20 protein-coding genes, 3 tRNA genes, 3 rRNA genes, 1 other RNA gene and 1 other annotated feature are annotated in these 25828 nt (G+C 39.8%); of the genes, 4 read left to right on the forward strand and 23 right to left on the reverse strand.

The window, feature by feature from the left end:
• Nucleotides 1–88: 88 nt before the first annotated feature.
• The 7 genes from MKX66_RS19720 to tadA form a co-directional block, all read right to left on the reverse strand.
• Nucleotides 89–358, reverse strand: a complete 270-nt coding sequence (locus tag MKX66_RS19720; protein WP_002009632.1) for a pro-sigmaK processing inhibitor BofA family protein — start codon at nt 356–358, stop codon at nt 89–91.
• Nucleotides 359–620: 262 nt separating this feature from the next.
• Nucleotides 621–842, reverse strand: coding sequence for a YaaL family protein (locus MKX66_RS19725; RefSeq protein WP_002009631.1), 222 nt, complete (start codon nt 840–842; stop codon nt 621–623).
• A 14-nt stretch (nt 843–856) separates the two neighbouring features.
• Nucleotides 857–1453: a recombination protein RecR gene (gene recR, locus MKX66_RS19730; RefSeq protein WP_002009629.1), complete on the reverse strand. Its 597-nt coding sequence runs from the start codon at nt 1451–1453 to the stop codon at nt 857–859.
• Between the two features lie 14 nt (nt 1454–1467).
• Nucleotides 1468–1794, reverse strand: a complete 327-nt coding sequence (locus tag MKX66_RS19735; protein WP_170935248.1) for a YbaB/EbfC family nucleoid-associated protein — start codon at nt 1792–1794, stop codon at nt 1468–1470.
• 25 nt (nt 1795–1819) lie between these two features.
• Nucleotides 1820–3508, reverse strand: coding sequence for a DNA polymerase III subunit gamma/tau (dnaX, locus tag MKX66_RS19740; protein WP_002029302.1), 1689 nt, complete (start codon nt 3506–3508; stop codon nt 1820–1822).
• A 132-nt stretch (nt 3509–3640) separates the two neighbouring features.
• Nucleotides 3641–3905: signal recognition particle sRNA large type (gene ffs, locus MKX66_RS19745), an RNA gene on the reverse strand.
• A 78-nt stretch (nt 3906–3983) separates the two neighbouring features.
• Complete coding sequence (gene tadA, locus MKX66_RS19750) at nt 3984–4478, reverse strand: tRNA adenosine(34) deaminase TadA (RefSeq protein ID WP_002029304.1); 495 nt, start codon at nt 4476–4478, stop codon at nt 3984–3986.
• A 106-nt stretch (nt 4479–4584) separates the two neighbouring features.
• Between tadA and MKX66_RS19755 the strand changes: the two genes are divergently transcribed.
• From MKX66_RS19755 to MKX66_RS19765, 3 genes are all read left to right on the forward strand, one after another.
• Nucleotides 4585–5124: an isochorismatase family cysteine hydrolase gene (locus MKX66_RS19755; RefSeq protein WP_002009622.1), complete on the forward strand. Its 540-nt coding sequence runs from the start codon at nt 4585–4587 to the stop codon at nt 5122–5124.
• A gap of 123 nt (nt 5125–5247) precedes the next feature.
• Complete coding sequence (locus MKX66_RS19760) at nt 5248–5883, forward strand: deoxynucleoside kinase (protein WP_002009621.1); 636 nt, start codon at nt 5248–5250, stop codon at nt 5881–5883.
• Nucleotides 5884–5885: 2 nt separating this feature from the next.
• Nucleotides 5886–6554: a deoxynucleoside kinase gene (locus tag MKX66_RS19765; protein ID WP_002009620.1), complete on the forward strand. Its 669-nt coding sequence runs from the start codon at nt 5886–5888 to the stop codon at nt 6552–6554.
• 35 nt (nt 6555–6589) lie between these two features.
• On the opposite strand, the gene MKX66_RS19770 is transcribed toward MKX66_RS19765, so the two are convergent.
• The 7 genes from MKX66_RS19770 to guaB form a co-directional block, all read right to left on the reverse strand.
• Nucleotides 6590–6985 (reverse strand): DUF3797 domain-containing protein, encoded by a 396-nt coding sequence (locus MKX66_RS19770; protein ID WP_002029297.1) that lies wholly within the window; start codon nt 6983–6985, stop codon nt 6590–6592.
• A 166-nt stretch (nt 6986–7151) separates the two neighbouring features.
• Nucleotides 7152–7244 (reverse strand) — tRNA-Ser (locus tag MKX66_RS19775).
• 154 nt (nt 7245–7398) lie between these two features.
• Complete coding sequence (gene serS, locus MKX66_RS19780; protein ID WP_002009617.1) at nt 7399–8673, reverse strand: serine--tRNA ligase; 1275 nt, start codon at nt 8671–8673, stop codon at nt 7399–7401.
• A 51-nt stretch (nt 8674–8724) separates the two neighbouring features.
• Nucleotides 8725–8945 (reverse strand) — a binding site (T-box leader).
• Between the two features lie 54 nt (nt 8946–8999).
• Entirely contained in the window at nt 9000–9590 is a 591-nt protein-coding gene (gene pdxT, locus MKX66_RS19785) for a pyridoxal 5'-phosphate synthase glutaminase subunit PdxT (RefSeq protein WP_002009616.1), read from the reverse strand.
• Between the two features lie 18 nt (nt 9591–9608).
• A complete protein-coding gene (gene pdxS / locus MKX66_RS19790) occupies nt 9609–10496 on the reverse strand; it encodes a pyridoxal 5'-phosphate synthase lyase subunit PdxS (RefSeq protein WP_002009615.1) in 888 nt (295 codons plus the stop codon).
• Between the two features lie 159 nt (nt 10497–10655).
• A complete protein-coding gene (locus tag MKX66_RS19795) occupies nt 10656–11966 on the reverse strand; it encodes a D-alanyl-D-alanine carboxypeptidase family protein (protein WP_215591270.1) in 1311 nt (436 codons plus the stop codon).
• A 113-nt stretch (nt 11967–12079) separates the two neighbouring features.
• Nucleotides 12080–13543: an IMP dehydrogenase gene (guaB, locus tag MKX66_RS19800; protein ID WP_002107266.1), complete on the reverse strand. Its 1464-nt coding sequence runs from the start codon at nt 13541–13543 to the stop codon at nt 12080–12082.
• Between the two features lie 115 nt (nt 13544–13658).
• On the opposite strand from guaB, the gene MKX66_RS19805 reads away from it, so the two are divergent.
• Nucleotides 13659–14660: a YaaC family protein gene (locus MKX66_RS19805; protein ID WP_215590552.1), complete on the forward strand. Its 1002-nt coding sequence runs from the start codon at nt 13659–13661 to the stop codon at nt 14658–14660.
• Between the two features lie 36 nt (nt 14661–14696).
• Here the strand turns inward: MKX66_RS19805 and rrf are convergent.
• From rrf to yaaA, 9 genes are all read right to left on the reverse strand, one after another.
• A 5S ribosomal RNA gene (rrf, locus tag MKX66_RS19810) occupies nt 14697–14812 on the reverse strand.
• A 49-nt stretch (nt 14813–14861) separates the two neighbouring features.
• A 23S ribosomal RNA gene (locus MKX66_RS19815) occupies nt 14862–17783 on the reverse strand.
• A gap of 80 nt (nt 17784–17863) precedes the next feature.
• Nucleotides 17864–17939: transfer RNA gene (locus MKX66_RS19820), tRNA-Ala, on the reverse strand.
• A gap of 10 nt (nt 17940–17949) precedes the next feature.
• Nucleotides 17950–18026, reverse strand: a tRNA-Ile gene (locus tag MKX66_RS19825).
• A 131-nt stretch (nt 18027–18157) separates the two neighbouring features.
• Nucleotides 18158–19709 (reverse strand): 16S ribosomal RNA (locus tag MKX66_RS19830).
• Together the 16S, 23S and 5S rRNA genes with 2 tRNA genes alongside form the textbook arrangement of a ribosomal RNA operon.
• Nucleotides 19710–19952: 243 nt before the next feature.
• The gene (gyrA, locus tag MKX66_RS19835; RefSeq protein WP_002016488.1) at nt 19953–22424 is read right to left on the reverse strand and encodes a DNA gyrase subunit A; all 2472 of its coding nucleotides are present in this window, start codon (nt 22422–22424) and stop codon (nt 19953–19955) included.
• 88 nt (nt 22425–22512) lie between these two features.
• Entirely contained in the window at nt 22513–24435 is a 1923-nt protein-coding gene (gene gyrB / locus MKX66_RS19840; protein ID WP_002034986.1) for a DNA topoisomerase (ATP-hydrolyzing) subunit B, read from the reverse strand.
• Between the two features lie 38 nt (nt 24436–24473).
• Entirely contained in the window at nt 24474–25601 is a 1128-nt protein-coding gene (recF, locus tag MKX66_RS19845) for a DNA replication/repair protein RecF (protein WP_002034987.1), read from the reverse strand.
• A 12-nt stretch (nt 25602–25613) separates the two neighbouring features.
• Complete coding sequence (yaaA, locus tag MKX66_RS19850) at nt 25614–25826, reverse strand: S4 domain-containing protein YaaA (RefSeq protein WP_002016484.1); 213 nt, start codon at nt 25824–25826, stop codon at nt 25614–25616.
• Nucleotides 25827–25828: the final 2 nt, after the last annotated feature.

A 25828-nucleotide genomic window follows, 5' to 3' on the forward strand; every position in this document is an offset into this window, starting at 1 on the left:
TTTTTTCTTTCGTTCCTGACGACGCTTATTAATTTATCATATTACTAATCGATAAGTCAACGCTTTTTTAAAAAATGCCAAAATAAATTTATCTTGGCATTATATATAGCTTAATAATCACTAATGCAGCAACACCTGGCACCCCTAATAAACTTGATACTGTAGCTGTGCCCATGTTAATTGGAATATGAAAATCGAAATATGTCCCTGCAACATTCACAATAAATAGTAACGCTATACCTAAAGTGACATGAAAGAGTGCTTTCCCTATAAAACGTATTGGTTTAGCAGAAACACCAAAAACAAGAAAAATAAAAACTAAAGAAAGAATGCCAACAATAATAATTGTAGAATTCATTTTTTCCTCCTTATGAATGACCTATACATATCCATTTGTATGGGACAAGACAAGAAAAAAGAACATCTATAACATAACTCCTACCACTTCATCTTTATAACCTTTAATCAGTAATCTTTCTTCTAAGCACTAGCAATTAGATACAACTAATTCCATTCCCATTTTTTCTTTCTCCTCTTTATATCCCAAAAATAAAGTAGCCCTATTACTCACAAATAAATCGATAAAAAGTAAAAGGTCCCGCTTTAAAAAGCAGGACCTTTTACCATTGTTCCATTTTCACAGGACGACGTTTTGCTTCTTTTAACAAGAAAAAATATTTCGCCTCTGCTATTTTTAAAGAACAAAGTACATCTTGAGACGGCTCAACACTTTGTTCAACCAGTCTCTTCTGACGTAGCCATTCATTCTTTACCTTTTCTAATAATACAATTAACTTATCGTCATACTCTTTACGCAACTTACCCTTTTTTTGAAAGAACATTTTCCCTTCTCCTCTTATATCTCTCTACGGCCTTCTAAAGCTTTCGATAGTGTTACTTCATCTGCATATTCTAAATCTCCACCAACTGGCAGACCATGTGCAATACGAGTTACTTTAATTCCTGTTGGCTTTAAGAGGCGGGATATGTACATCGCTGTGGCTTCCCCTTCAATATTAGGGTTTGTTGCTAATATCACTTCTTGTACTGTTTCATCTTGCAGTCTCTTTAATAACTGCGGGATATTAATATCCTCTGGTCCAATTCCTTCCATTGGAGAAATGGCACCACGCAAAACATGATATACACCTTGATATTCTTTCATTTTTTCCATCGCAATTACATCTTTCGGCTCTTGTACTACACAAACAACCGATTGATCCCTATGCGAATCGTCACAAATATAACAAGGATCGCGGTCAGTGATATGTCCGCACACAGAACAATACGCTAAATCTCGCTTTGCATTCACAAGTGCTTTCGCAAAACCTAGTACATCATCCTCTTTCATATCTAACACGAAGAATGCCAATCGAACCGCTGTTTTCGGTCCAATTCCTGGCAACTTCATAAAACTATCGATTAATTTTGATATCGGTTCTGGATAATGCATATATCAATATCCTCCTAGAACATTCCACCTGGTAAGTTCATGCCTTTTGTAAATTTGCCCATTGTAGAGTTTGAAAGTTCATCAACCTTTTTAAGTGCATCATTCGTTGCAGCTAATACTAAGTCTTGTAACATTTCGATATCTTCTGGATCTACAACTTCTTCTTTAATTTTCACTTCAAGAACTTGCTTATGACCATTTGCAATAACAGTAACCATTCCGCCGCCAGCTGTACCTTCAACTGTTTTTTCGCCAAGCTCTTCTTGCGCCTTCGCCATGTCCTTTTGCATCTTTTGCATTTGTTTCATCATATTATTCATATTTCCCATTCCGCCACGCATCATAATTAATTCCTCCTCATTATTATTACTCTTTTATTTCAATAAGTTCTTGCCCTACTAATTTTACAGCCTCTTCTATAAGAGGATCTTCTTTTTGTTCTGGGCTTTCTTCAGAATCCCCGCCTTCGCGTTGTAAAAAGTCTTCACGAATTTTACCCCATTCACTTTTTGGGATAGCAATCATATTTAACCTTTTACTTAACAATTCAAAAAGGGTTTGTTCCAATGTATCCATCGCTTCTCGATTTTCACTAGCCATTTTGCAATGAATCTCATATTGAAATGCTAACACATAGGTGTCATCCGAAGCCGCAACTGGTTCACTATTTTCTAATAAAACAGCAAATGCTACTTTGTTATGTGACTTGAGCCTTCCTAATAATTCGCCCCATACAGCTTTTAACTGTTCTAAATCTTGACGCTTCGCTTGCTTTAACACTTCATTCACACGTCCAACAGGAATTTTCATACTCCCTGTTCGTACCGGTTTTGGTGTTGCCCGCGTCTCTCTTACTTCCTGCTGCACACCAGCTGGCACGCCATTCTTTTTAACTTGCTCTAACTCTTTCTCCAACTGCTGCATCCTGTTCATAATCGCTTGTAAACGATCTGCGCCGTTTGCTTGCATCATAAACTGCTGACACAGTTGCACCATAACAACTTCCAAGAATATTCTTGGATGGTTTGTCCACTTCATCTCCTGTTGTCCCTTACTAAGGGTATGAATAATTTCATAGATTACTTCCGGTTGCATTTCTTCACTTAACGTACGGAATTGATCATCTACAATTACCCGTTCCAACATATGTTCTAATTGTGGTGAAGTTTGATATAAAAGCATATCACGATAGTAGTAAATGAAATCCTCCATAAAGCGAACTGGATCTTTCCCTTTACTCATCATCTCATCTATAATACGTAACGCTCTTGATACATCATTTTCACGTATACATTCTACCAGGTCACCCAAATATCGCTGAGATACAGATCCTGTTACAGCTAAAACATCTTCACTCGTCACCGTCTCATCACTATAAGAAATAGCTTGATCAATAAGACTGAGCGCATCACGCATACCACCTTCGGCGGCACGCGCTACGATTTGTAACGCTTCATCTTCTACTTGCGTACCTTCATTTGTCACGACCGTCGATAATCTCTCAACGATATCATTTACTGATATCTTTCGAAACTCAAAACGCTGACAACGCGAAATAATTGTAGCTGGAATTTTATGCGGTTCTGTTGTCGCCAGAATAAAAATAACATGTCCTGGCGGCTCTTCTAAAGTTTTCAAAAGCGCATTAAAGGCACCCATAGAAAGCATGTGAACTTCATCAATAATGTATACTTTATATCCTACAGCACTTGGAGCATATTTTACTTTATCTCTTATATCTCGAATTTCATCTACACCGTTATTTGAAGCCGCATCAATTTCTAATACATCTGAAATAGACCCTTGTGTAATTCCTAAACAAGAAGGACATTCATTACAAGGTTCAGCTACCGGGGCGTGTTCACAGTTAATTGCCTTTGCAAATACTTTTGCAATTGTCGTTTTCCCTGTTCCCCTCGGACCCGAAAACAAATAAGCATGTGAAGCTTTCTCTTGAAGAAGGGCATTTTGCAACGTTTTTGTCACGTGCTTTTGACCGACTACATCTTCGAATTTTTGCGGTCTCCATGTTCGGTATAACGCTTGGTATGACACGAAAATACGGCCTCCCTCAAAGGTTATTATCTTATTTATTATAACCCATTCTGTTTATAGATTCCAAAAGTTATTTTCCATACAAAAAACTCACCTTTATATAAAGGTGAGTTTTGTATACATATATAACTGCCGTGCACCTTCTGTCGATTACGTACCATAAGCGTTACTCAAGCAGTTAGCTCGGTTCAGGCACTCCTGCGGCACACGAGAAAACCCGCTTATTGCTGCTTCCTTCCGGACCTGACAAGGTTCACGGGGTCCCGTTGCGCAGGACCCAAACGTCAACACCACTTACTTAAGGCAGACCTTACAGCAACATAACCTCGAGAAGGGATTCAGCCTCGCTAGAGCGGATTGCGAGTATAGGGCACCGCTACCTCCCCGCTTAGCACGGCAAAGTTAAAACCAATATTCGGTTGCCTTGGATAAGGCATTATCAGTATAACTTGTTTTTTTACAAAATGCAAATACGTTAGTTACCATTACTTTTCTCTAGTTTTTTCACTTCTTTTCTTTTCTTACGAAGCTCCCTAAAAAAAATCGTTAACAACGTACCACATTCTTCTTCAAGTACACCAGGCACTACTTCACACTGATGATTAAAACGCTCATCAGTTAAAAGATTCATCAACGTACCTGCACATCCACCTTTCGGATCGCTCGCACCATATACAACCCGTTTTATACGCGATAAAACAATTCCCCCTGCACACATTGGGCAAGGTTCTAATGTTACATATAACGTTGCATCTTCTAAACGCCATGTCCCTAATTTTTTGCAAGCTTCATCAATAGCTAAGAGTTCGGCGTGAGCTATTGATCTCTGTTCAGTTTCTCTTAAGTTATGTGCGACACTAATCACTTCACCATCTAGCACAATTACAGCACCAATTGGTACCTCTTGTATCGCCTCCGCCTTCTTCGCTTCCTCTATTGCTAACTGCATAAAATATATATCTCGCTCCATAATATAGTCCTTTCACCAAAAATAAAATACACTTTTTCATTTCTTGCAGGTGGGATAACTTTTACAAATTCAATCCAACCTAAAGAAGAAAGAGAGGGAATTACATATGAAAAATACTGCCTTACTCATTATCGATATGATTAATGATTTTCAATTCTCCCACGGACCCATCCTGGCACAGAAATGTGAAATTATAAAGAACCCCATTTTACAATTAAAGGACACCATGAAGTCATTAGGCTATCCAATAATTTATATCAATGATCACTATCAACTTTGGAGATCTGATATTGATCAACTTATCACCCATTGTACAAATGAGTATAGTAAAAATATTATCGAGGCCATTGCTCCGCATACTGACGATTACATTTTTATTAAACCACATTACTCTGCTTTTTATGAAACACCTTTGAATTCTTTATTAGGTTATTTAAAAATCGAAAATCTCATTTTAACAGGAATTGCCGGGAACATATGCATCCTTTTTACAGCTAATGATGCCCATATGAGAAATTATACACTTTATGTACCACGGGATTGCATCGCTTCTAATAACGAGCAAGATAATGAACATGCTTTAAAAATAATGGAAGCCACATTAAAGGCAAATATTGTACCGTCATCCCAAATAAAATTTAATTAATACATATCTATTTTCTAACTTTTTATATCAAATTAGTCCGCTCGCTCCCCTCTTGTGCTACAATAATTCTGTTTTGTGTTTTTAGTAGTCACGGTAAATCACTGATTGAAAGGAGGAAACAGCGTGACCGGAGTACCATTTATCACGGTTGAAGGACCAATTGGTGTTGGAAAAACTTCACTTGCGAAGGAACTTTCAACTCACATGCAACTCCACTTACTAAAAGAGATTGTTGATGAAAATCCTTTTTTAGGAAAATTCTACGAAGACATCGACGAATGGAGTTTTCAAACAGAGATGTTCTTTCTTTGTAATAGATACAAACAACTAGAGGATATTAACATAAAGTATTTGAATCAAAGAAAGCCTGTAGTAGCAGATTATCATATATTTAAAAATTTAATTTTTGCATCCCGTACATTAAAAGATTCTCAATATGACAAGTACATGCAAATTTATCGCATTCTTACGCAAGATATGCCTGTGCCAAATGTCATCGTTTATTTAACAGCGAGCCTAGAAACATTACAAAAACGAATTGCCATGCGCGGAAGAGAATTCGAAAAAAATATGGATCCAAATTACTTGCTACAGCTTACAAAAGATTACGAAACAGCAATGGATGCTTTCAAAAAGGACCATCCAGATATTCCAGTATTGAAATTTAATGGAGACGATATGGATTTTGTAAGAAATCCTGATGATTTAAATGTCATCTTATCAGCTCTTCAAAATACTCTCTTGAAGGAGTCGAAATAACAATGAATTTAAGGCAAAAATATGATATACCAAATGATGCAGTTATCACTATTGCTGGAACAGTAGGTGTCGGTAAATCAACTATGACAACTGCATTGGCTAACGCTTTAGGTTATCGTACATCTTTTGAAAAAGTAGATTCCAATCCATATTTGGACAAGTTCTATGCTGATTTCACACGCTGGAGCTTTCACTTACAAGTGTACTTTTTAGCAGAACGATTTAAAGAACAAAAAAGAATTTTCGAATATGGTGGCGGTTTTGTTCAAGACCGTTCTATATATGAGGACACTGGTATTTTCGCAAAAATGCATTACGAAAAGGGTACAATGACTGAAACTGATTATGAGACATACAAAGGGTTATTTGATGCTATGGTCATGACTCCTTACTTCCCTCATCCAGACTTATTAATTTACCTAGAAGGTTCTTTTGATGATATTGTCGATCGTATTCAAGAACGAGGACGTCCCATGGAGCAGCAAACACCAATTGAATATTGGAAAGAGATGCATGGACGTTACGATAACTGGATTAATAACTTTAATTCATGCCCTGTTTTACGATTAAACATTAATGAATACGATATTTTAAAAGATGGCGATTCAATCGAACCAATCATTAAAAAAATTGGACATTTTTTAAAACAAACACGTAAACTTGTAAAATAAAAAACCCGTGCATATGCACGGGTTTTCCTATGAAATTACTTTTTCTTTTTTGTCGGAGCAATAATTTCACTCTCTGGCTTTCCAGCATTAATACGCTGACGAACAGTACTCGTACTAATATCATATGTTTCAGCAATCTCTTTAACAGTCAATTCTTTCCCATTAATTACTGCTGTTAGTAATTTCCCTGTACGTTTTGGAGTTACTTCTTTTTGCACAGCTGGTTTTTCAGCTTCTTTTGGTACCTCTACTTTTTTTGCAACCTGTTTTACATCACAAGTGCAACCACAAAGTTTACGGAATGTATCATCACTTATAATGCGCGACACATTTGCACCACTGTTTAAAATTCTATTGTTCTTACAGACAGGACATTGTACATAATATAAAGTTTTTCCATCTAAAGGAAACGTTTGTATAATAAGATCCATGTTAACTCCTTTCATATCTATGAAGATAATCATCGGAATATGAGTGTGTAATAAGGACACTATATCCTTACATCATACTTTATGATTGGTTTTAAAATAAAAACTCGTTACGTGTTGGTAACGAGTTCTCCAATCTCCACTTATATGCGCTGTTGTCAATTATATCTGGAGGAGGTAGAGGGATTCGAACCCCCGCGCGACTCTCGCCGCCTGTCGGTTTTCAAGACCGATCCCTTCAGCCAGACTTGGGTATACCTCCATATTGACATCAAATATAATATCAAAAGAAAAACAGTTAGTCAACCCCACTATAATAAATTATGAGGAAAGGGAAACTTTACTTCCCCTCTCCTTTATGACACTGCTGACAACGTCCATAATTACCAATCACTCATACCGATGAATGTTTTAACTTATTTAATAACTGTTTTTCCTCCCATATAAGGGCGAAGAACTTCTGGAATTATAATTGTACCATCTTCTTGTTGGTAGTTCTCTAAAATAGCTGCCACTGTACGTCCAATTGCAAGACCAGATCCATTTAGTGTATGAACATGTTCCGGTTTACCATTTGGCTCACGACGGAAACGGATATTCGCGCGTCTCGCTTGGAATGCCTCAAAATTACTACAAGAAGAAATTTCACGATATGTACCATAGCTTGGAATCCATACTTCAATATCGTATTTCTTCGCTGCTGTAAATCCTAAATCTCCTGTACACATGCTCATAACGCGATATGGCAACTCTAATAATTGTAACACGCGCTCTGCATCATTTGTTAATTTTTCTAACTCTTCGTAAGAATCTTCTGGTTTCACGAACTTCACAAGTTCAACTTTATTAAATTGGTGTTGGCGAATTAAACCACGTGTATCACGACCAGCTGAACCTGCTTCAGAACGGAAGCATGAGCTAAACGCAGCATATCGTATCGGCAATTGCTCTTTACTCACAATCTCATCACGATGCATATTTGTTACAGGTACTTCAGCTGTTGGGATTAGGAAATAATCTTCACTTTCAATACGGAATGCATCTTCTTCAAACTTTGGAAGTTGTCCTGTTCCTGTCATACTTGCACGGTTTACCATATAAGGAGGCAATACTTCCTCATATCCATGCTCATCAGTATGAAGGTCAAGCATAAAGCTAATCAAAGCACGTTCTAATCTTGCACCAGCACCTTTGTAAAATACAAATCGGCTTCCTGTTACTTTCCCAGCACGTTCAAAATCTAAAATCCCTAAATCAGTAGCAAGGTCCCAATGTGGTTTTGGCTCATAAGTAAATTCTTTCACTTCTCCCCAAGTACGTGCTACTACGTTATCATCCTCTGTTTCGCCTATTGGGGCAGATTCATGAGGGATATTTGGGATAGATAGCATTAATCTTTCTAAATCTTCTTCAACTGTACGAAGCTCATTATCAAGATCTTTTACTTTTTCCCCAACTTCACGCATTTCTAGAATTAGAGCTTCCGCATCTTTCTTTTCACGCTTTAATACTGAAATTTGTTGAGATACTTCGTTACGTTTACTTTTTAGTTCTTCTGTTTGAACAAGTAGCTCTCTTCTTCTCGTATCAAGTTCTTCAAAGCGACCAAAATCCGTTAAATCTTCGCCTCTATGCTGTAATTTTGCTTTTACTTCTTCAAAATTCGTACGTAAAAATTTAATATCAAGCATTATATACTCCTCCTTTTATTTTATAAAACACAAAAAACTCCCGTCCCTATACAAAGGGACGGGAGTTAACCCGCGTTGCCACCCTAGTTGAAAGCATTACCGCTTTCCTCTCAAGTAGAAATAACGGCTCTTCACCGGGAATGTTTACTAATCAAAAGATATTCCACATTCCATTCCAGGATGGATTCACAAACTGTTTCTATCGATTTCCACCAACCATCGACTCTCTATAAGAAACAACATTTGTTACTACTTCCTATCAACACGCTTATTTTATAAAATTGTTATCATCAATTTACTATAATCTTATACAAGTTGCAAGTTACTTATACAACTTTTTTCATTTTCGCTTCTTTTACCATTTCTACAAAGTATGCTGTTACACGATGATCATCCGTTAATTCCGGATGGAAAGAAGCAGCTAAAAACGGCCCTTGCCTTACCGCTACCATTCGCTCGCCATGCATAGAAAGTACTTCAACATCATCAGCTACATTTACAACATACGGAGCACGGATAAATACACCAACAAAGTCTTCTCCCACACCTTTAATTGAAAGTGCAGCTTCAAAACTATCTTTTTGGCGTCCGAACGCATTGCGCTCAACCGTAATATCCATAGCACCAATATGTGCTTCTTCATAGCCAATAAGTGTTTTCGCAAGAAGAATCATTCCTGCACATGTACCAAACATTGGTTTACCAGACTTCGCAAATGTACGAAGAGGCTCCATGAAAGCATACTTATCAATAAGACGGCGCATTGTTGTACTTTCACCGCCTGGTAAAATAAGACCATCAATCTCTTCAAGTTGCTCTATACGCTTTACAACAACAGCTTCTGCACCACTTGCCTCAACTGATTTTACATGCTCACGAACTGCACCTTGAAGACCTAGTACACCGATTTTCACCATTTTAAAGATCTCCTTTAATTACCATCCACGCTCTTGCATGCGTTGTTCTGGTAATAACGTTGAAATTTCGATACCTTTCATTGCATTACCTAATCCTTTAGAAAGGCTTGCAATTAGTTCGTAATCTTCATAATGAGTCGTTGCTTCAACGATTGCACGTGCAAATTTCTCTGGGTTCTCTGATTTGAAGATACCAGATCCAACAAATACACCATCAGCACCAAGTTGCATCATTAACGCTGCATCTGCTGGTGTTGCTACACCACCTGCTGCAAAGTTTACAACTGGCAGGCGACCAAGGCGTTTAATTTCAAGTAGTACTTCATAAGGAGCACCAGTATTTTTTGCATATGTCATTAACTCATCTTCACGTAGACTTGCAACTTGACGGATTTCTGCATTGACTTGGCGCATATGACGCACTGCCTCTACAATGTTTCCTGTTCCAGGTTCACCTTTTGTACGAAGCATAGCTGCACCTTCTGCAATACGACGTGCAGCTTCTCCGATATCGCGGCAACCACATACAAACGGAACTGTGTAATCACGTTTATTTAAATGGTATACTTCATCAGCAGGAGTCAATACTTCACTCTCATCGATATAGTCTACCCCTAATGATTCTAATACACGTGCTTCTACAAGGTGACCGATACGACATTTTGCCATAACCGGAATTGATACAGCACCCATAACTTCTTCAACAATTGTTGGATCTGCCATACGAGAAACGCCACCTGCTGCACGAATATCTGCAGGTACACGCTCTAATGCCATAACAGCAACTGCGCCTGCCTCTTCTGCAATCCTTGCTTGCTCAGCGTTAACTACGTCCATAATAACGCCGCCTTTTTGCATTTCTGCCATTCCACGTTTTACACGTTCTGTCCCTGTTACATTTGTCATGTACAAAAACCCCCCTAGGTGAATTGCTTTCCCCGTTAAAGAAGAAAATTAAGAATACTCTTACATTCTACCACTAACTATCTGATGCTTGTCCACTACTTTTTCATAAAGTCGGTATGAAAAATAGGAATAAGAAAAAGCCCCTACAATGAGGAGCTTTTAAAACCAACCTTTTACTGTATCAATAGCACCATTCCACATACTACTAAAGAAAGAACCAATTCCACGCATAGAACGTGTAAACCAGCCTGCCTCTTCTACTTCAGATTTTGTTACAAGGTCTACTTGTAATGATTTTCCTGATAAAAATCCAGGATCATTACTATCTTTAGACGTTACAACCATTTGTCCAAGTGCAACTCCCTTTTTCAGAGGTGCTTCTTGTCCCTTATTTCCTTCTTTAAATTCTGTTTTATAAACGTCTTTACTTCCCTTTGGCACCGGAAGTGAAACAGCTTGCTTCGTTTGAACTGCTACATCTTTATCTTTCGCATTTTCAACTCTTACTGTTTCTTTTCCTTTGACCGAAGAACCTTTTTCATACATTTTCTTCATTTCAAAGTTAGCAAAGCCATAATCATATAATTTCTTTGTCTCATCAAATCTTGCCGTGTGAGATTTTGTTTTAATAACTACAGAAATGAAACGCATACCATTTCTTTCAATCGTACCAGTGAAACAATCTCCTGCTTCTGGAGTTGATCCTGTTTTCAGACCATCTACGCCTTCGTATTCCTTAATTAACCCCTTTAACATCCAGTTCCAGTTAGGCATTTCAATCCGATCCGGAGTACCTTCACGGAATACTTTTTTTGAAATTTTTGCTATGTCTAATGTTTTAGGGAAATCTTGAATAAGACGTTGTGCTAAAATTGCTACATCTCTCGCAGACATTTTATTTTCTTCATCTGGAGTTGTCCCTTCAGGATGGTGTCCTTTTAAATCTTTGTTCGTTAAGCCCGTAGAATTTACAAACTTATAATTTTTTAATCCAAACTCTTTCGATTTATCATTCATCATTTTTACAAAGTCTACTTCTTTTCCAGCAACTGCTTCAGCTAACGCTATCGTTGCACCATTAGCAGAATAAATTGCCATTGCTTCGTATAGCTCTTTTACTGTATAAGATTCACCATTTCGTAGAGGCACATTCGATAATGAACGATCTTGCGAAATGTTATACGCATATTCGGAAACCTTAACTTTTTGATCCCATTTTAGTTTCCCTTTCGCAATAGCCTCGTTCACTAGGTATTCACTCATCATTTTTGTCATACTAGCAATTGATAATAACTCATCTGCATTTTTTTGATATAAAATCTTCCCAGAATTCGCTTCTACTAAAATTGCCGCACCTGCTTCAATGTTTAAAGCGGCTCCTGTTTCTGCTGATGCATTGCTATATGGTACAAGCATGCTACAAGCTATTGTAAGCACTGTTACCAACGCAATGAATCTTTTGCAAAACATACCTTTCACTTTTGCTACCCCCAATATCTATGTACTCACATAACCGTTATTCTAACATAATCAAAAAAAAATAGACAGAGATATCAAATCTCTGTCTATTTGTATATAAGACATTACAATGAGTAGTTTGGAGCCTCTTTTGTAATCTGTACGTGATGAGGATGGCTTTCACGTAAACCTGCACCTGACATGCGAATGAACTGTGCATTCTCACGTAAGAATTCTAAATTCTGCGCTCCGCAATATCCCATACCTGCACGTAATCCACCAACTAATTGATGAACTGTATCTGCTAAAGGTCCTTTATATGGTACGCGTCCTTCAATACCTTCAGGAACAAGTTTTTTGTTTCCTTCTTGGAAGTAACGATCTTTACTTCCTTTTTCCATCGCTCCGACAGAACCCATACCACGATATACTTTAAATTGGCGACCTTGGTAAATTTCAGTTTCTCCAGGGCTTTCAGCAACACCAGCAAACATACTACCTAGCATAACAACGTGTGCTCCTGCTGCTAAAGCTTTAACCATATCACCAGAGTACTTAACACCGCCATCAGCAATAACTGGAATACCGTGTTTACGAGCTTCTGTTGCACAATCATAAACTGCTGTTAATTGTGGTACACCAACACCAGCTACAACACGCGTTGTACAAATAGAACCTGGTCCAATACCAACTTTAACTACGTTTGCACCAGCCTCAATTAATGCTTTCGTTGCTTCAGCTGTAGCAACATTTCCAGCGATAATATTTAGTGCTGGATATTTCGCACGAACTTCTTTTACTTTTTCAATAACACCTTTAGAATGCCCATGAGCTGTATCAAGTACAATTGCATCTACGCTAGCTTTTACTAATGCATCGATACGAAGCATAGCATCAGCCGTTACACCAACAGCTGCTCCAACTAATAAGCGTCCTTGCTTATCTTTAGCAGAGTTTGGGAATTCAATTACTTTTTCAATATCTTTTATTGTGATAAGCCCTTGTAATACACCGTTATTATCAACAAGAGGGAGCTTTTCAATTTTATACTTTTGTAGGATTTTTTCAGCTTCTTCCAGTGTAGTACCAACTGGAGCTGTAATTAACTGTTCTTTTGTCATTACGTCAGAAATTTTGATTGAGTAGTCTTGGATGAAACGCATATCACGGTTTGTAATAATACCAACTAATTTTCGCTCATCTAAATTATTTACAACTGGTACACCTGAGATACGATATTTTCCCATAAGATGTTCTGCATCATATACTTGATGTTCTGGAGTTAAGAAGAAAGGATCTGAAATAACGCCGCTTTCAGAGCGCTTTACTTTATCAACTTGCTCTGCTTGTTGCTCAATAGACATATTCTTATGAATAATTCCTAAACCGCCTTGGCGAGCCATTGCAATAGCCATGTCAGCTTCTGTTACTGTATCCATTCCTGCACTAATTAACGGGATGTTTAGCTGTAAGCTTTCAGATAAAACTGTTTTAACACTTACTTCTCTTGGTAATATATCTGACCTCGCTGGTACAAGTAATACATCATCAAAAGTCAAACCTTCTTTAACAAATTTAGATTCCCACATAATTGTTCCCCCCATGATACCAGAAATTATTATTAGTAGCTTATCAATTGGTTAAAATACTGTCAAGGACGTATATATATGTTAGAATTTTTAGACAATAAAAGGAGCGTAATATATGCATCAAACACATTGTACTTGGCAGCAATTAAGTTTCTTTTTTTCATCTCAAAATGTACAACGTTATCTTGCCCGTTGTTATGAAAAATCCTCCATACAAGATGCTGAAAAAAAAAGTTTTGAAAACTGTTATCCCTTTATTTACTACTTAGAACACGGGAAAAATTATTATGAATTATATAAGGTGGCCCCCTTTTCGATTCAGCCGATGTTGTTATTTTATGGAATTAGCCAACTGTTTAAAGCTTGCTTGTTAACTATTGATCCTAACTACCCAGAATCAACTACTGTTTTAGCTCATGGCGTTACGACTCGTAAACGGAAAAAACAGGGGTATCAATTTTTAGAAGATGAGGTGAAAATACAGAAAAACGGATTGTTTACTCACGTTGCAGAACAACTGTTTCACATGAAACACTTAGAAGCGGAGAAGTTTAATATGTTAGAGCTAATGGGGAATATTCCTGAATTACAACATTTATTTCGCTATAGTCAAAAAGGAACCACATTATATAAAATTGATTCAACAAATAAAAATGAACTCTCTTTTTCAGTCAACATACTAGATCGACTACATATGACCAAAGAGAGATTTTCTCGTTACATCGAAACAGCTTGTAAGCATTTATCAATACAACACGTACCTGAGAAAAATAATGAATTAAATTTGTTTTTTTCGGCACCTATTCAATCATGGAATCCTATGTATAGTACACCTTTATACTATGAGCATCTTACTGACACTTATTATTTACCACTTACGACTGACCCTAGAAACTCTAAGCCAGTGTTGCCTGAGCTTCTTGTTCATTATTTATTACTCTATAATTTAAGTATGATTTCTAGGTATGAAACGGATTGGTGGTATGACTTACTTGGAAGTTATGGATCTGAAGATTATCCGTTTATTTATCAATTTCTCAATATTTCTGCTCAAAAAATCCCTTACTATATTTCAGCATTTTTACTAACGGAATCCAACCTATTTCATGGGAAATAAAAAAAACACGAGTCAAATGACTCGTGTTTTTATCTTGCTTGGCGACGTCCTACTCTCACAGGGACAAGGTCCCAACTACCATCGGCGCTAGAGAGCTTAACTTCCGTGTTCGGTATGGGAACGGGTGTGACCTCTCTGCCATCATCACCAAACTATGAAGGTATATTCCTTCAAAACTAGATAACATTTGCTTCATATTATATGGTTAAGTCCTCGATCTATTAGTATTCGTCAGCTCCACATGTCACCATGCTTCCACCTCGAACCTATCAACCTGATCATCTTTCAGGGATCTTACTAGCTTACGCTATGGGAAATCTCATCTTGAGGGGGGCTTCATGCTTAGATGCTTTCAGCACTTATCCCTTCCGCACATAGCTACCCAGCTATGCCCTTGGCAGAACAACTGGTACACCAGCGGTGCGTCCATCCCGGTCCTCTCGTACTAAGGACAGCTCCTCTCAAATTTCCTGCGCCCACGACGGATAGGGACCGAACTGTCTCACGACGTTCTGAACCCAGCTCGCGTACCGCTTTAATGGGCGAACAGCCCAACCCTTGGGACCGACTACAGCCCCAGGATGCGATGAGCCGACATCGAGGTGCCAAACCTCCCCGTCGATGTGGACTCTTGGGGGAGATAAGCCTGTTATCCCCGGGGTAGCTTTTATCCGTTGAGCGATGGCCCTTCCATGCGGAACCACCGGATCACTAAGCCCGACTTTCGTCCCTGCTCGACTTGTAGGTCTCGCAGTCAAGCTCCCTTATGCCTTTGCACTCTACGAATGATTTCCAACCATTCTGAGGGAACCTTTGGGCGCCTCCGTTACACTTTAGGAGGCGACCGCCCCAGTCAAACTGCCCACCTGACACTGTCTCCCGGGTCGATGAGACCCGTAGGTTAGAATTTCAATACAGTCAGGGCGGTATCCCACCAGCGCCTCCACCGAAGCTAGCGCTCCGGTTTCAATGGCTCCCGCCTATCCTGTACAAACTGTACCAAAATTCAATATCAGGCTACAGTAAAGCTCCACGGGGTCTTTCCGTCCTGTCGCGGGTAACCTGCATCTTCACAGGTACTATAATTTCACCGAGTCTCTGGTTGAGACAGTGCCCAAATCGTTACACCTTTCGTGCGGGTCGGAACTTACCCGACAAGGAATTTCGCTACCTTAGGACCGTTATAGTTACGGCCGCCGTTTACTGGGGCTTCAGTTCAGAGCTTCGCTTACGCTAACCCCTCTCCTTAACCTTCCAGCACCGGGCAGGTGTCAGCCCCTATACTTCGCCTTACGGCTTCGCAGAGACCTGTGTTTTTGCTAAACAGTCGCTTGGGCCTATTCACTGCGGCTTTCCGTTAAGAAAGCACCCCTTCTCCCGAAGTTACGGGGTCATTTTGCCGAGTTCCTTAACCAGAGTTCTCTCGCACACCTTAGGATTCTCTCCTCGCCTACCTGTGTCGGTTTGCGGTACAGGCACCTTTTATCTCGCTAGAAGCTTTTCTTGGCAGCGGGGAATCAAAGACTTCGCTCCATAAGGAGCTTCCCCATCACAGCTCAGCCTTCACGATAAGCGGATTTGCCTACTTATCAGCCTAACTGCTTGGACGTGCACAACCAATCGCACGCTTCTTCTATCCTTCTGCGTCCCTCCATTGCTCAAACGATAAAGAGGTGGTACAGGAATATCAACCTGTTGTCCATCGCCTACGCCTGTCGGCCTCGGCTTAGGTCCTGACTAACCCTGAGCGGACGAGCCTTCCTCAGGAAACCTTAGGCATTCGGTGGACGGGATTCTCACCCGTCTTTCGCTACTCATACCGGCATTCTCACTTCTAAGCGCTCCACCAGTCCTTCCGGTCTGACTTCACTGCACTTAGAACGCTCCCCTACCACTGATACCATTGGTATCAATTCGCAGCTTCGGTGGTGTATTTAGCCCCGGTACATTTTCGGCGCAGAGTCACTCGACTAGTGAGCTATTACGCACTCTTTAAATGGTGGCTGCTTCTGAGCCAACATCCTAGTTGTCTAAGCAACTCCACATCCTTTTCCACTTAATACACACTTTGGGACCTTAGCTGGCGATCTGGGCTGTTTCCCTCTTGACTACGGATCTTATCACTCGCAGTCTGACTCCTAAGGATAAGTCATTGGCATTCGGAGTTTGACTGAATTCGGTAATCCGATGAGGACCCCTAGTTCAATCAGTGCTCTACCTCCAAGACTCTTACACTTAAGGCTAGCCCTAAAGCTATTTCGGGGAGAACCAGCTATCTCCAGGTTCGATTGGAATTTCTCCGCTACCCACACCTCATCCCCGCACTTTTCAACGTGCGTGGGTTCGGGCCTCCATTCAGTGTTACCTGAACTTCACCCTGGACATGGGTAGATCACCTGGTTTCGGGTCTACGACCACGTACTAAACGCCCTATTCAGACTCGCTTTCGCTGCGGCTCCGCCTCTTCAGCTTAACCTCGCACGGGATCGTAACTCGCCGGTTCATTCTACAAAAGGCACGCCATCACCCATTAACGGGCTCTGACTATTTGTAGGCACACGGTTTCAGGATCTCTTTCACTCCCCTTCCGGGGTGCTTTTCACCTTTCCCTCACGGTACTGGTTCACTATCGATCACTAGGGAGTATTTAGCCTTGGGAGATGGTCCTCCCAGATTCCGACGGAATTTCACGTGTTCCGCCGTACTCAGGATACATTCAAGAGAGAACGAAGTTTCGACTACGGGGTTATTACCCTCTGTGACGGACCTTTCCAGGTCGCTTCGTCTACCTCGTTCCTTTGTAACTCCGTATAGAATGTCCTACAACCCCAAGAGGCAAGCCTCTTGGTTTGGGCTAGATTCCGTTTCGCTCGCCGCTACTCAGGAAATCGCATTTGCTTTCTCTTCCTCCAGGTACTTAGATGTTTCAGTTCCCTGGGTCTGTCTTCCATACCCTATGTATTCAGGTAAGGATACCATACCATTACGTATAGTGGGTTTCCCCATTCGGAAATCTTCGGATCAAAGCTTACTTACAGCTCCCCGAAGCATATCGGCGTTAGTCCCGTCCTTCATCGACTCCTAGTGTCAAGGCATCCACCGTGCGCCCTTTCTAACTTAACCAAACTAAAATTAAAAAAATATGAGCTACACTGTTATCTAGTTTTCAAAGAACATACCATTTGCTATATAAAATAGCTTTTTGGTGGAGCCTAGCGGGATCGAACCGCTGACCTCCTGCGTGCAAGGCAGGCGCTCTCCCAGCTGAGCTAAGGCCCCGTAAAATGTATGGTGGGCCTAAATGGACTCGAACCATCGACCTCACGCTTATCAGGCGTGCGCTCTAACCAGCTGAGCTATAGGCCCATACAAATTGCGGAATTTATTTATATCATATTCCTATTTAAGAGTCAATACTTATATTGAACTCTCAAAACTAAACGAAAACGAAACACGGAAACTTATATTGATGAACAGTGTTCATCAATTCTCCATAGAAAGGAGGTGATCCAGCCGCACCTTCCGATACGGCTACCTTGTTACGACTTCACCCCAATCATCTGTCCCACCTTAGGCGGCTGGCTCCATAAAGGTTACCCCACCGACTTCGGGTGTTACAAACTCTCGTGGTGTGACGGGCGGTGTGTACAAGGCCCGGGAACGTATTCACCGCGGCATGCTGATCCGCGATTACTAGCGATTCCAGCTTCATGTAGGCGAGTTGCAGCCTACAATCCGAACTGAGAACGGTTTTATGAGATTAGCTCCACCTCGCGGTCTTGCAGCTCTTTGTACCGTCCATTGTAGCACGTGTGTAGCCCAGGTCATAAGGGGCATGATGATTTGACGTCATCCCCACCTTCCTCCGGTTTGTCACCGGCAGTCACCTTAGAGTGCCCAACTTAATGATGGCAACTAAGATCAAGGGTTGCGCTCGTTGCGGGACTTAACCCAACATCTCACGACACGAGCTGACGACAACCATGCACCACCTGTCACTCTGCTCCCGAAGGAGAAGCTCTATCTCTAGAGTTTTCAGAGGATGTCAAGACCTGGTAAGGTTCTTCGCGTTGCTTCGAATTAAACCACATGCTCCACCGCTTGTGCGGGCCCCCGTCAATTCCTTTGAGTTTCAGCCTTGCGGCCGTACTCCCCAGGCGGAGTGCTTAATGCGTTAACTTCAGCACTAAAGGGCGGAAACCCTCTAACACTTAGCACTCATCGTTTACGGCGTGGACTACCAGGGTATCTAATCCTGTTTGCTCCCCACGCTTTCGCGCCTCAGTGTCAGTTACAGACCAGAAAGTCGCCTTCGCCACTGGTGTTCCTCCATATCTCTACGCATTTCACCGCTACACATGGAATTCCACTTTCCTCTTCTGCACTCAAGTCTCCCAGTTTCCAATGACCCTCCACGGTTGAGCCGTGGGCTTTCACATCAGACTTAAGAAACCACCTGCGCGCGCTTTACGCCCAATAATTCCGGATAACGCTTGCCACCTACGTATTACCGCGGCTGCTGGCACGTAGTTAGCCGTGGCTTTCTGGTTAGGTACCGTCAAGGTGCCAGCTTATTCAACTAGCACTTGTTCTTCCCTAACAACAGAGTTTTACGACCCGAAAGCCTTCATCACTCACGCGGCGTTGCTCCGTCAGACTTTCGTCCATTGCGGAAGATTCCCTACTGCTGCCTCCCGTAGGAGTCTGGGCCGTGTCTCAGTCCCAGTGTGGCCGATCACCCTCTCAGGTCGGCTACGCATCGTCGCCTTGGTGAGCCGTTACCTCACCAACTAGCTAATGCGACGCGGGTCCATCCATAAGTGACAGCCGAAGCCGCCTTTCAATTTCGAACTATGCAGTTCAAAATATTATCCGGTATTAGCCCCGGTTTCCCGGAGTTATCCCAGTCTTATGGGTAGGTTACCCACGTGTTACTCACCCGTCCGCCGCTAACTTCATAAGAGCAAGCTCTTAATCCATTCGCTCGACTTGCATGTATTAGGCACGCCGCCAGCGTTCATCCTGAGCCAGGATCAAACTCTCCAATAAAGTTAGTTTGTCTAGCATCTAAAAATAAAAATTGACGTTTCACGTTGTTTGTTTCGTTTAGTTTTCAAAGTTCAACATCGCGTTTCAGCGACTTTCATAATATATCATAGTATATTATTTTCGTCAACAAGTTTTTTCCGATAACTTGTATCTCTCATTTGCTGACTTTTCCTATTATATACACTTTCCTATTGCTATGCAAGTATTATTATAAAAAAATAAGAGGGGGAGAAATCCCCACTCTTACTCTTCAGAAGAATCCTCTTCATTAGATTCTTCTTCTTCATCTTTTTGCGCTTTTGCTACTGTCGCTACCTCTTGCTCATCTTCTAATCGAATTAGACGAACACCTTGTGTATTACGTCCCATTTGAGAGATTTGATCAACCGGCATACGAATAATAACGCCTGCTGCTGTAATTAACATAATGTCTTCTTCGCCTGTTACAGACTTAACCGCTACTAACTTACCGTTTTTATCTGTAATATTACAAGTCTTCAGACCTTTACCACCACGACTTTGCAGACGGTATTCATCAATCGGTGTACGCTTTCCATAACCATTTTTGGTTACAATTAGAACATTTACATCCTCTTCGACAATTTCCATACCTACAACTTGATCTTCATCACCTAATGTAATTGCTTTTACACCAGCCGCATTACGTCCCATTGAACGCACATCTTGCTCATTGAAACGAATTAGCATACCGTTACTTGTCCCAACGATAATATCCTTATCACCAGATGTTAAGCGTACAGAGATTAATTCATCCTCTTCACGAAGAGAAATTGCAATTAAACCATTTGTACGTATATTGGCAAATGATGAAAGTGGTGTTCTCTTAGAGATACCTTGTTTCGTTGTAAAGAATAAGAACTGGTCGTCACCAAATTCACGAATTGGAATAATAGCGTTGATCCACTCACCCTTATCTACCCCTAATAGATTAATAATCGGTATACCTTTTGCTGTACGACTATACTCTGGGATTTCATATCCTTTTGTACGGTATACTTTACCCTTGTTTGTGAAGAATAAAATATGATCATGAGTAGACGTTGTTAATAAATGTTCGACAAAGTCATCATCATTCGTACCCATTCCTTGTACACCACGTCCCCCACGGTTCTGTGTTTTGTACGTAGAAGCCGGTAACCTCTTAATATAACCATTATGAGTAAGTGTAATTGCGATATTTTGTTCTGGGATTAAATCTTCATCCTCTATAGCTTCCATACCGCCAATTGTAATTTCTGTTCTTCTCTTATCATTAAAACGCTCTTTTACTTCAGCTAATTCCTCGCGAATAATTTCAAGAACTTTTTCTTCGTCTGCTAAAATTGCTTTTAACTCTGCAATTATCTTCATTAAATCTTGATATTCTTGTTCGATTTTTTCGCGTTCTAATCCAGTTAAACGTTGCAAACGCATATCTAAAATCGCCTGCGCTTGTTTCTCACTTAAGCCGAAACGTTCCATTAAACCTTGTTTTGCAATATCAGCTGTTTTTGAACTACGGATTAAAGTAATAACTTCATCAAGATGATCTAAGGCAATTCGTAAGCCTTCTAAAATATGAGCACGCGCTTCTGCTTTCTCTAATTCATAAGCAGTACGTCTACGAATCACTACCTTTTGATGCTCTAAATAATAATATAGATTTTGTTTTAAATTTAAGACTTGTGGCTCTCCATTTACAAGAGACAACATATTAATACCGAAGCTAGTTTGGAGTGCTGTATGTTTATATAGATTATTTAATAGTACATTGGCATTGGCATCACGACGTACTTCCATAACAATACGCATACCATTTCGATCTGATTCATCACGTAAATCTGTAATACCTTCAATTTTCTTATCACGAACTAGTTCTGCGATCTTTTCAATTAATCGCGCCTTATTAACTTGATAAGGTAGTTCTGTTACGATAATAGTTTGTTTACCATTTGCTTTCTCTTCAATTTCAACTTTAGCACGAAGTATAATAGAACCGCGACCTGTTTCGTAAGCTCTTCGAATTCCACTTCGCCCTAAGATTAAACCTGAAGTTGGGAAGTCTGGCCCAGGAATATATTCCATTAATTCCGCGATAGTGATATCAGGGTTATGACTTAATGCCAACACACCATCAATTACTTCTCCAAGTTGATGCGGTGGAATGTTTGTTGCCATACCAACCGCAATACCCGTCGTACCATTGACTAATAAGTTAGGGAAACGCGCTGGTAATACAACTGGCTCTCTTTCAGAACCATCGTAGTTATCTTGATAATCAATTGTATTCTTTGTAATATCGCGTATTAATTCCATAGAAATCTTAGACATTCTTGCTTCTGTATAACGCATTGCTGCCGCTGAATCTCCATCAACAGAACCGAAATTACCATGTCCATCAACAAGCATGTAACGTTGACTAAAATCTTGTGCCATACGTACCATTGTTTCATAAACAGCTGAATCACCGTGCGGGTGATACTTACCAATTACTTCGCCGACAATACGCGCCGACTTCTTATATGCTTTATCAGCTGTAATTCCTAAATCATTCATCGCATATAAAACCCTACGATGAACTGGTTTTAATCCATCACGAACATCTGGTAATGCACGAGACACGATAACACTCATTGCGTAATCTAAAAATGAGGTACGCATTTCATGACTAATATTAATTTCTCGAATTCGTGCTTGTTGTTGATTGTCTGACATCAACGAGCACCTCCTCTTACATTTCCGTTACACATACATTGATTTATATGTAGAAGACAGGAATACTTAGATTCCTGTCATTACTCACTTAAATATCAAGGTTTTTCACGTATTTTGCATTTTCTTGGATAAAGTTACGACGCGGCTCTACTTTATCACCCATCAAAATTTCAAATGTTTCATCCGCTTCAATTGCATCTTGAAGGGAAACTTGAAGTAACGAACGTACTTCTGGGTCCATTGTCGTCTCCCACAGCTGAGTTGGATTCATTTCCCCTAGACCTTTATAACGCTGAATCCCAGGCTTAGGTTGAGCTGGTAATTCAGCTAGTATTTTTTCAAGTTCTTTATTGTTATAAGCATATTGAATTTTTTTACCTTGTTGTACTTTAAACAACGGTGGCTGTGCGATATATATATATCCACACTCAATGATTTGACGCATATAACGATAGAAGAACGTTAATAATAGGGTACGAATATGTGCACCATCAACATCGGCATCTGTCATAATAATAACTTTATGATAGCGAGCTTTTTCAATAGCAAAATCCCCACCAATATTTGTACCAATTGCTGTAATAATTGTACGAACTTCATCATTTGATAAAATCTTATCTAAACGTGCCTTTTCAACGTTAATAATTTTACCCTTCAGTGGTAAAATCGCTTGAAAATGACGATCGCGTCCTTGTTTTGCAGATCCGCCCGCAGAGTCACCCTCCACGATGTAAATTTCGCTAATTGCTGGATCTTTAGAAGAACAATCAGCTAGCTTCCCTGGTAAACTTGAAACTTCTAGAGCACTCTTTCGGCGCGTTAGTTCACGAGCCTTTTTAGCCGCTACACGTGCACGTGCTGCCATAGTCCCTTTATCTATAATTTTACGTGCAACATTGGGATTTTCTAGTAAGAACTTTTCAAACGCCTCTGAGAATACAGACTCTGTAATCGTTCTCGCTTCACTATTTCCAAGTTTCGTCTTTGTTTGTCCTTCAAATTGTGGATTTGGATGCTTAATTGACACGATTGCTGTTAAGCCTTCACGAACATCTTCACCAGTTAAATTACTATCCGCATCTTTTAAAATATTATTTTTACGACCATAATCGTTAATTACACGTGTTAGAGCAGTCTTAAAACCTACCTCATGTGTACCGCCTTCATACGTATGAATATTATTTGTAAATGAATAAATATGATTTGTATAGCCTTCGTTATATTGAAGAGCAACCTCAACCTGAATCCCATCTTTTGAACCGTCAACATATACAGGTTCTTCATGAATCGGTTGTTTTGAACGATTTAAATGTTCAACATATGATTTAATTCCACCTTCATAATGGAATTCTTTCTTTTGCTTATGTTCACGCTTATCTTCAATTGTTAATTTAATATTACGATTTAAAAACGCCAACTCACGCATACGAGTCGCTAATGTATCAAATTCGTATTCTGTCGTCTCTGTAAAAATTTCTGAATCTGGCTTAAAGCGTGTGATCGTTCCTGTACGATCAGTTTCACCTATTACTTTTAAATCTGCAGCCGGGACCCCACGTTCATATTTTTGATAGTGTATTTTTCCATCTCGATGTACAAATACCTCTAATTCTGTTGATAAAGCATTTACAACAGATGCACCTACACCATGCAAACCACCAGAAACTTTATAACCACCACCGCCAAATTTACCACCGGCATGGAGTACCGTCATAATAACTTCTACAGCGGGACGTCCCATTTTTTCTTGTATACCAACAGGGATACCACGACCATCATCTGTTACAACAATACTATTATCTTCTTCAATACTGACATTAATTTCATCACAATATCCTGCTAAAGCTTCATCAATACTGTTATCAACAATTTCCCACACGAGGTGATGAAGACCTTTTCCACTTGTAGAACCGATATACATACCAGGACGCTTTCGAACTGCCTCCAGTCCTTCTAACACCTGAATCTGACTTTCATCATATGCATTTTCCTGCATTTGCTTTTGTTCCATTGACACAAAGATCACCTACTTTTCCATTTAAACAGAAATTATTTTCTGTCTATTTCACAATCTACCGTGCCGTTCGTTACATGAATTGTTTTCGCTTCTTTCAATGTTTCGTGTTCAATTCCCTCGACACTCGTCGTTGTCACAAAGGTTTGTACTTTTCCTTGAATTGTATTTAGCAGATGCGATTGACGATAATCATCTAATTCTGATAACACATCATCTAGTAAAAGAATTGGATATTCCTTAACCTCTGAGTATATCAATTCAATTTCAGCCAATTTTAGGGATAGTGCGGTTGTTCGTTGTTGTCCTTGTGAACCAAAGACTTGAACATTTTTACTATTAACGAAGAATTGTAAATCATCACGATGAGGACCAAGTAAAGTTGTACCCCGAAAAATTTCACGTTGTTTCACAGATTGAAAACTTTCATAGTATACTTCTTTTATTTTCGACAAATCCATTGATTCTGATACATCTACACTTGGTTTATAAACGATTTCTAACTCCTCTAATCCCCTGCTAATTCCGCGATGAATTGGAGCAGCCCATTCTTGTAGTAAATGCAAAAACTCAAAACGTTTTCGCAAAATTTTTGCACCATGCTCAATAAGTTGAAGTGTAAATACATCCAACATCGTTTCCTCATTTTTACTATTCCCTTGCATCTTCTTAAGTAAATGATTTCGTTGCGTGAGTACCTTTTGATATTGACTTAATTCATACAAATAGACCGGAGCTATTTGTCCAAGTTCCATATCCAAAAAGCGTCTTCGTACTTGAGGGCTTCCTTTTACAAGATTTAAATCTTCTGGGGCAAACATAACAACATTCATTTCACCAATATACTGGCTCAATTTTTGTTGTTCTAACTGATTTAACTTTGCCTTTTTACCTTTTTTTGAAATGTTTAATTCTAAGGATATTGAACTATTTCGCCTTTGTAATCTACCTTTTATATTACCATAATCCTCATCCCAACGAATGAGTTCACGATCGTTCGAAGTTCTATGAGATTTCGCCATCGCCAATACATAAATAGCTTCCATCAGATTCGTTTTCCCTTGCGCATTTTCACCAATAATTACATTGACTTTATCCTCAAAGGAAAGCTCTAAATGCTCATAATTGCGATAGTTTTTTAATTGTATTTCTGTAATAAACAAAGGGATCCCCCTTTATGCCTGAACTTGGAAAGTTCCGCTTCCCGGAATTTCAACAATATCATTTGCATATAACTTTCGGCCTCTTCTATTTTCAAGTTCTTGATTCACGTATACTTCATATTCTTGTAAGAACCATTTCACAGCGCCACCTGTATCAATTACATCAGCTAACTTTAAAAATTGTCCTAGTGTAATGTATTCTGTTGAAATCTTAATAAGTTTCATAA

The sequence above is a fragment of the Bacillus sp. FSL R9-9530 genome (genome assembly GCF_038008145.1).
Lineage (GTDB): Bacteria > Bacillota > Bacilli > Bacillales > Bacillaceae_G > Bacillus_A > Bacillus_A mycoides.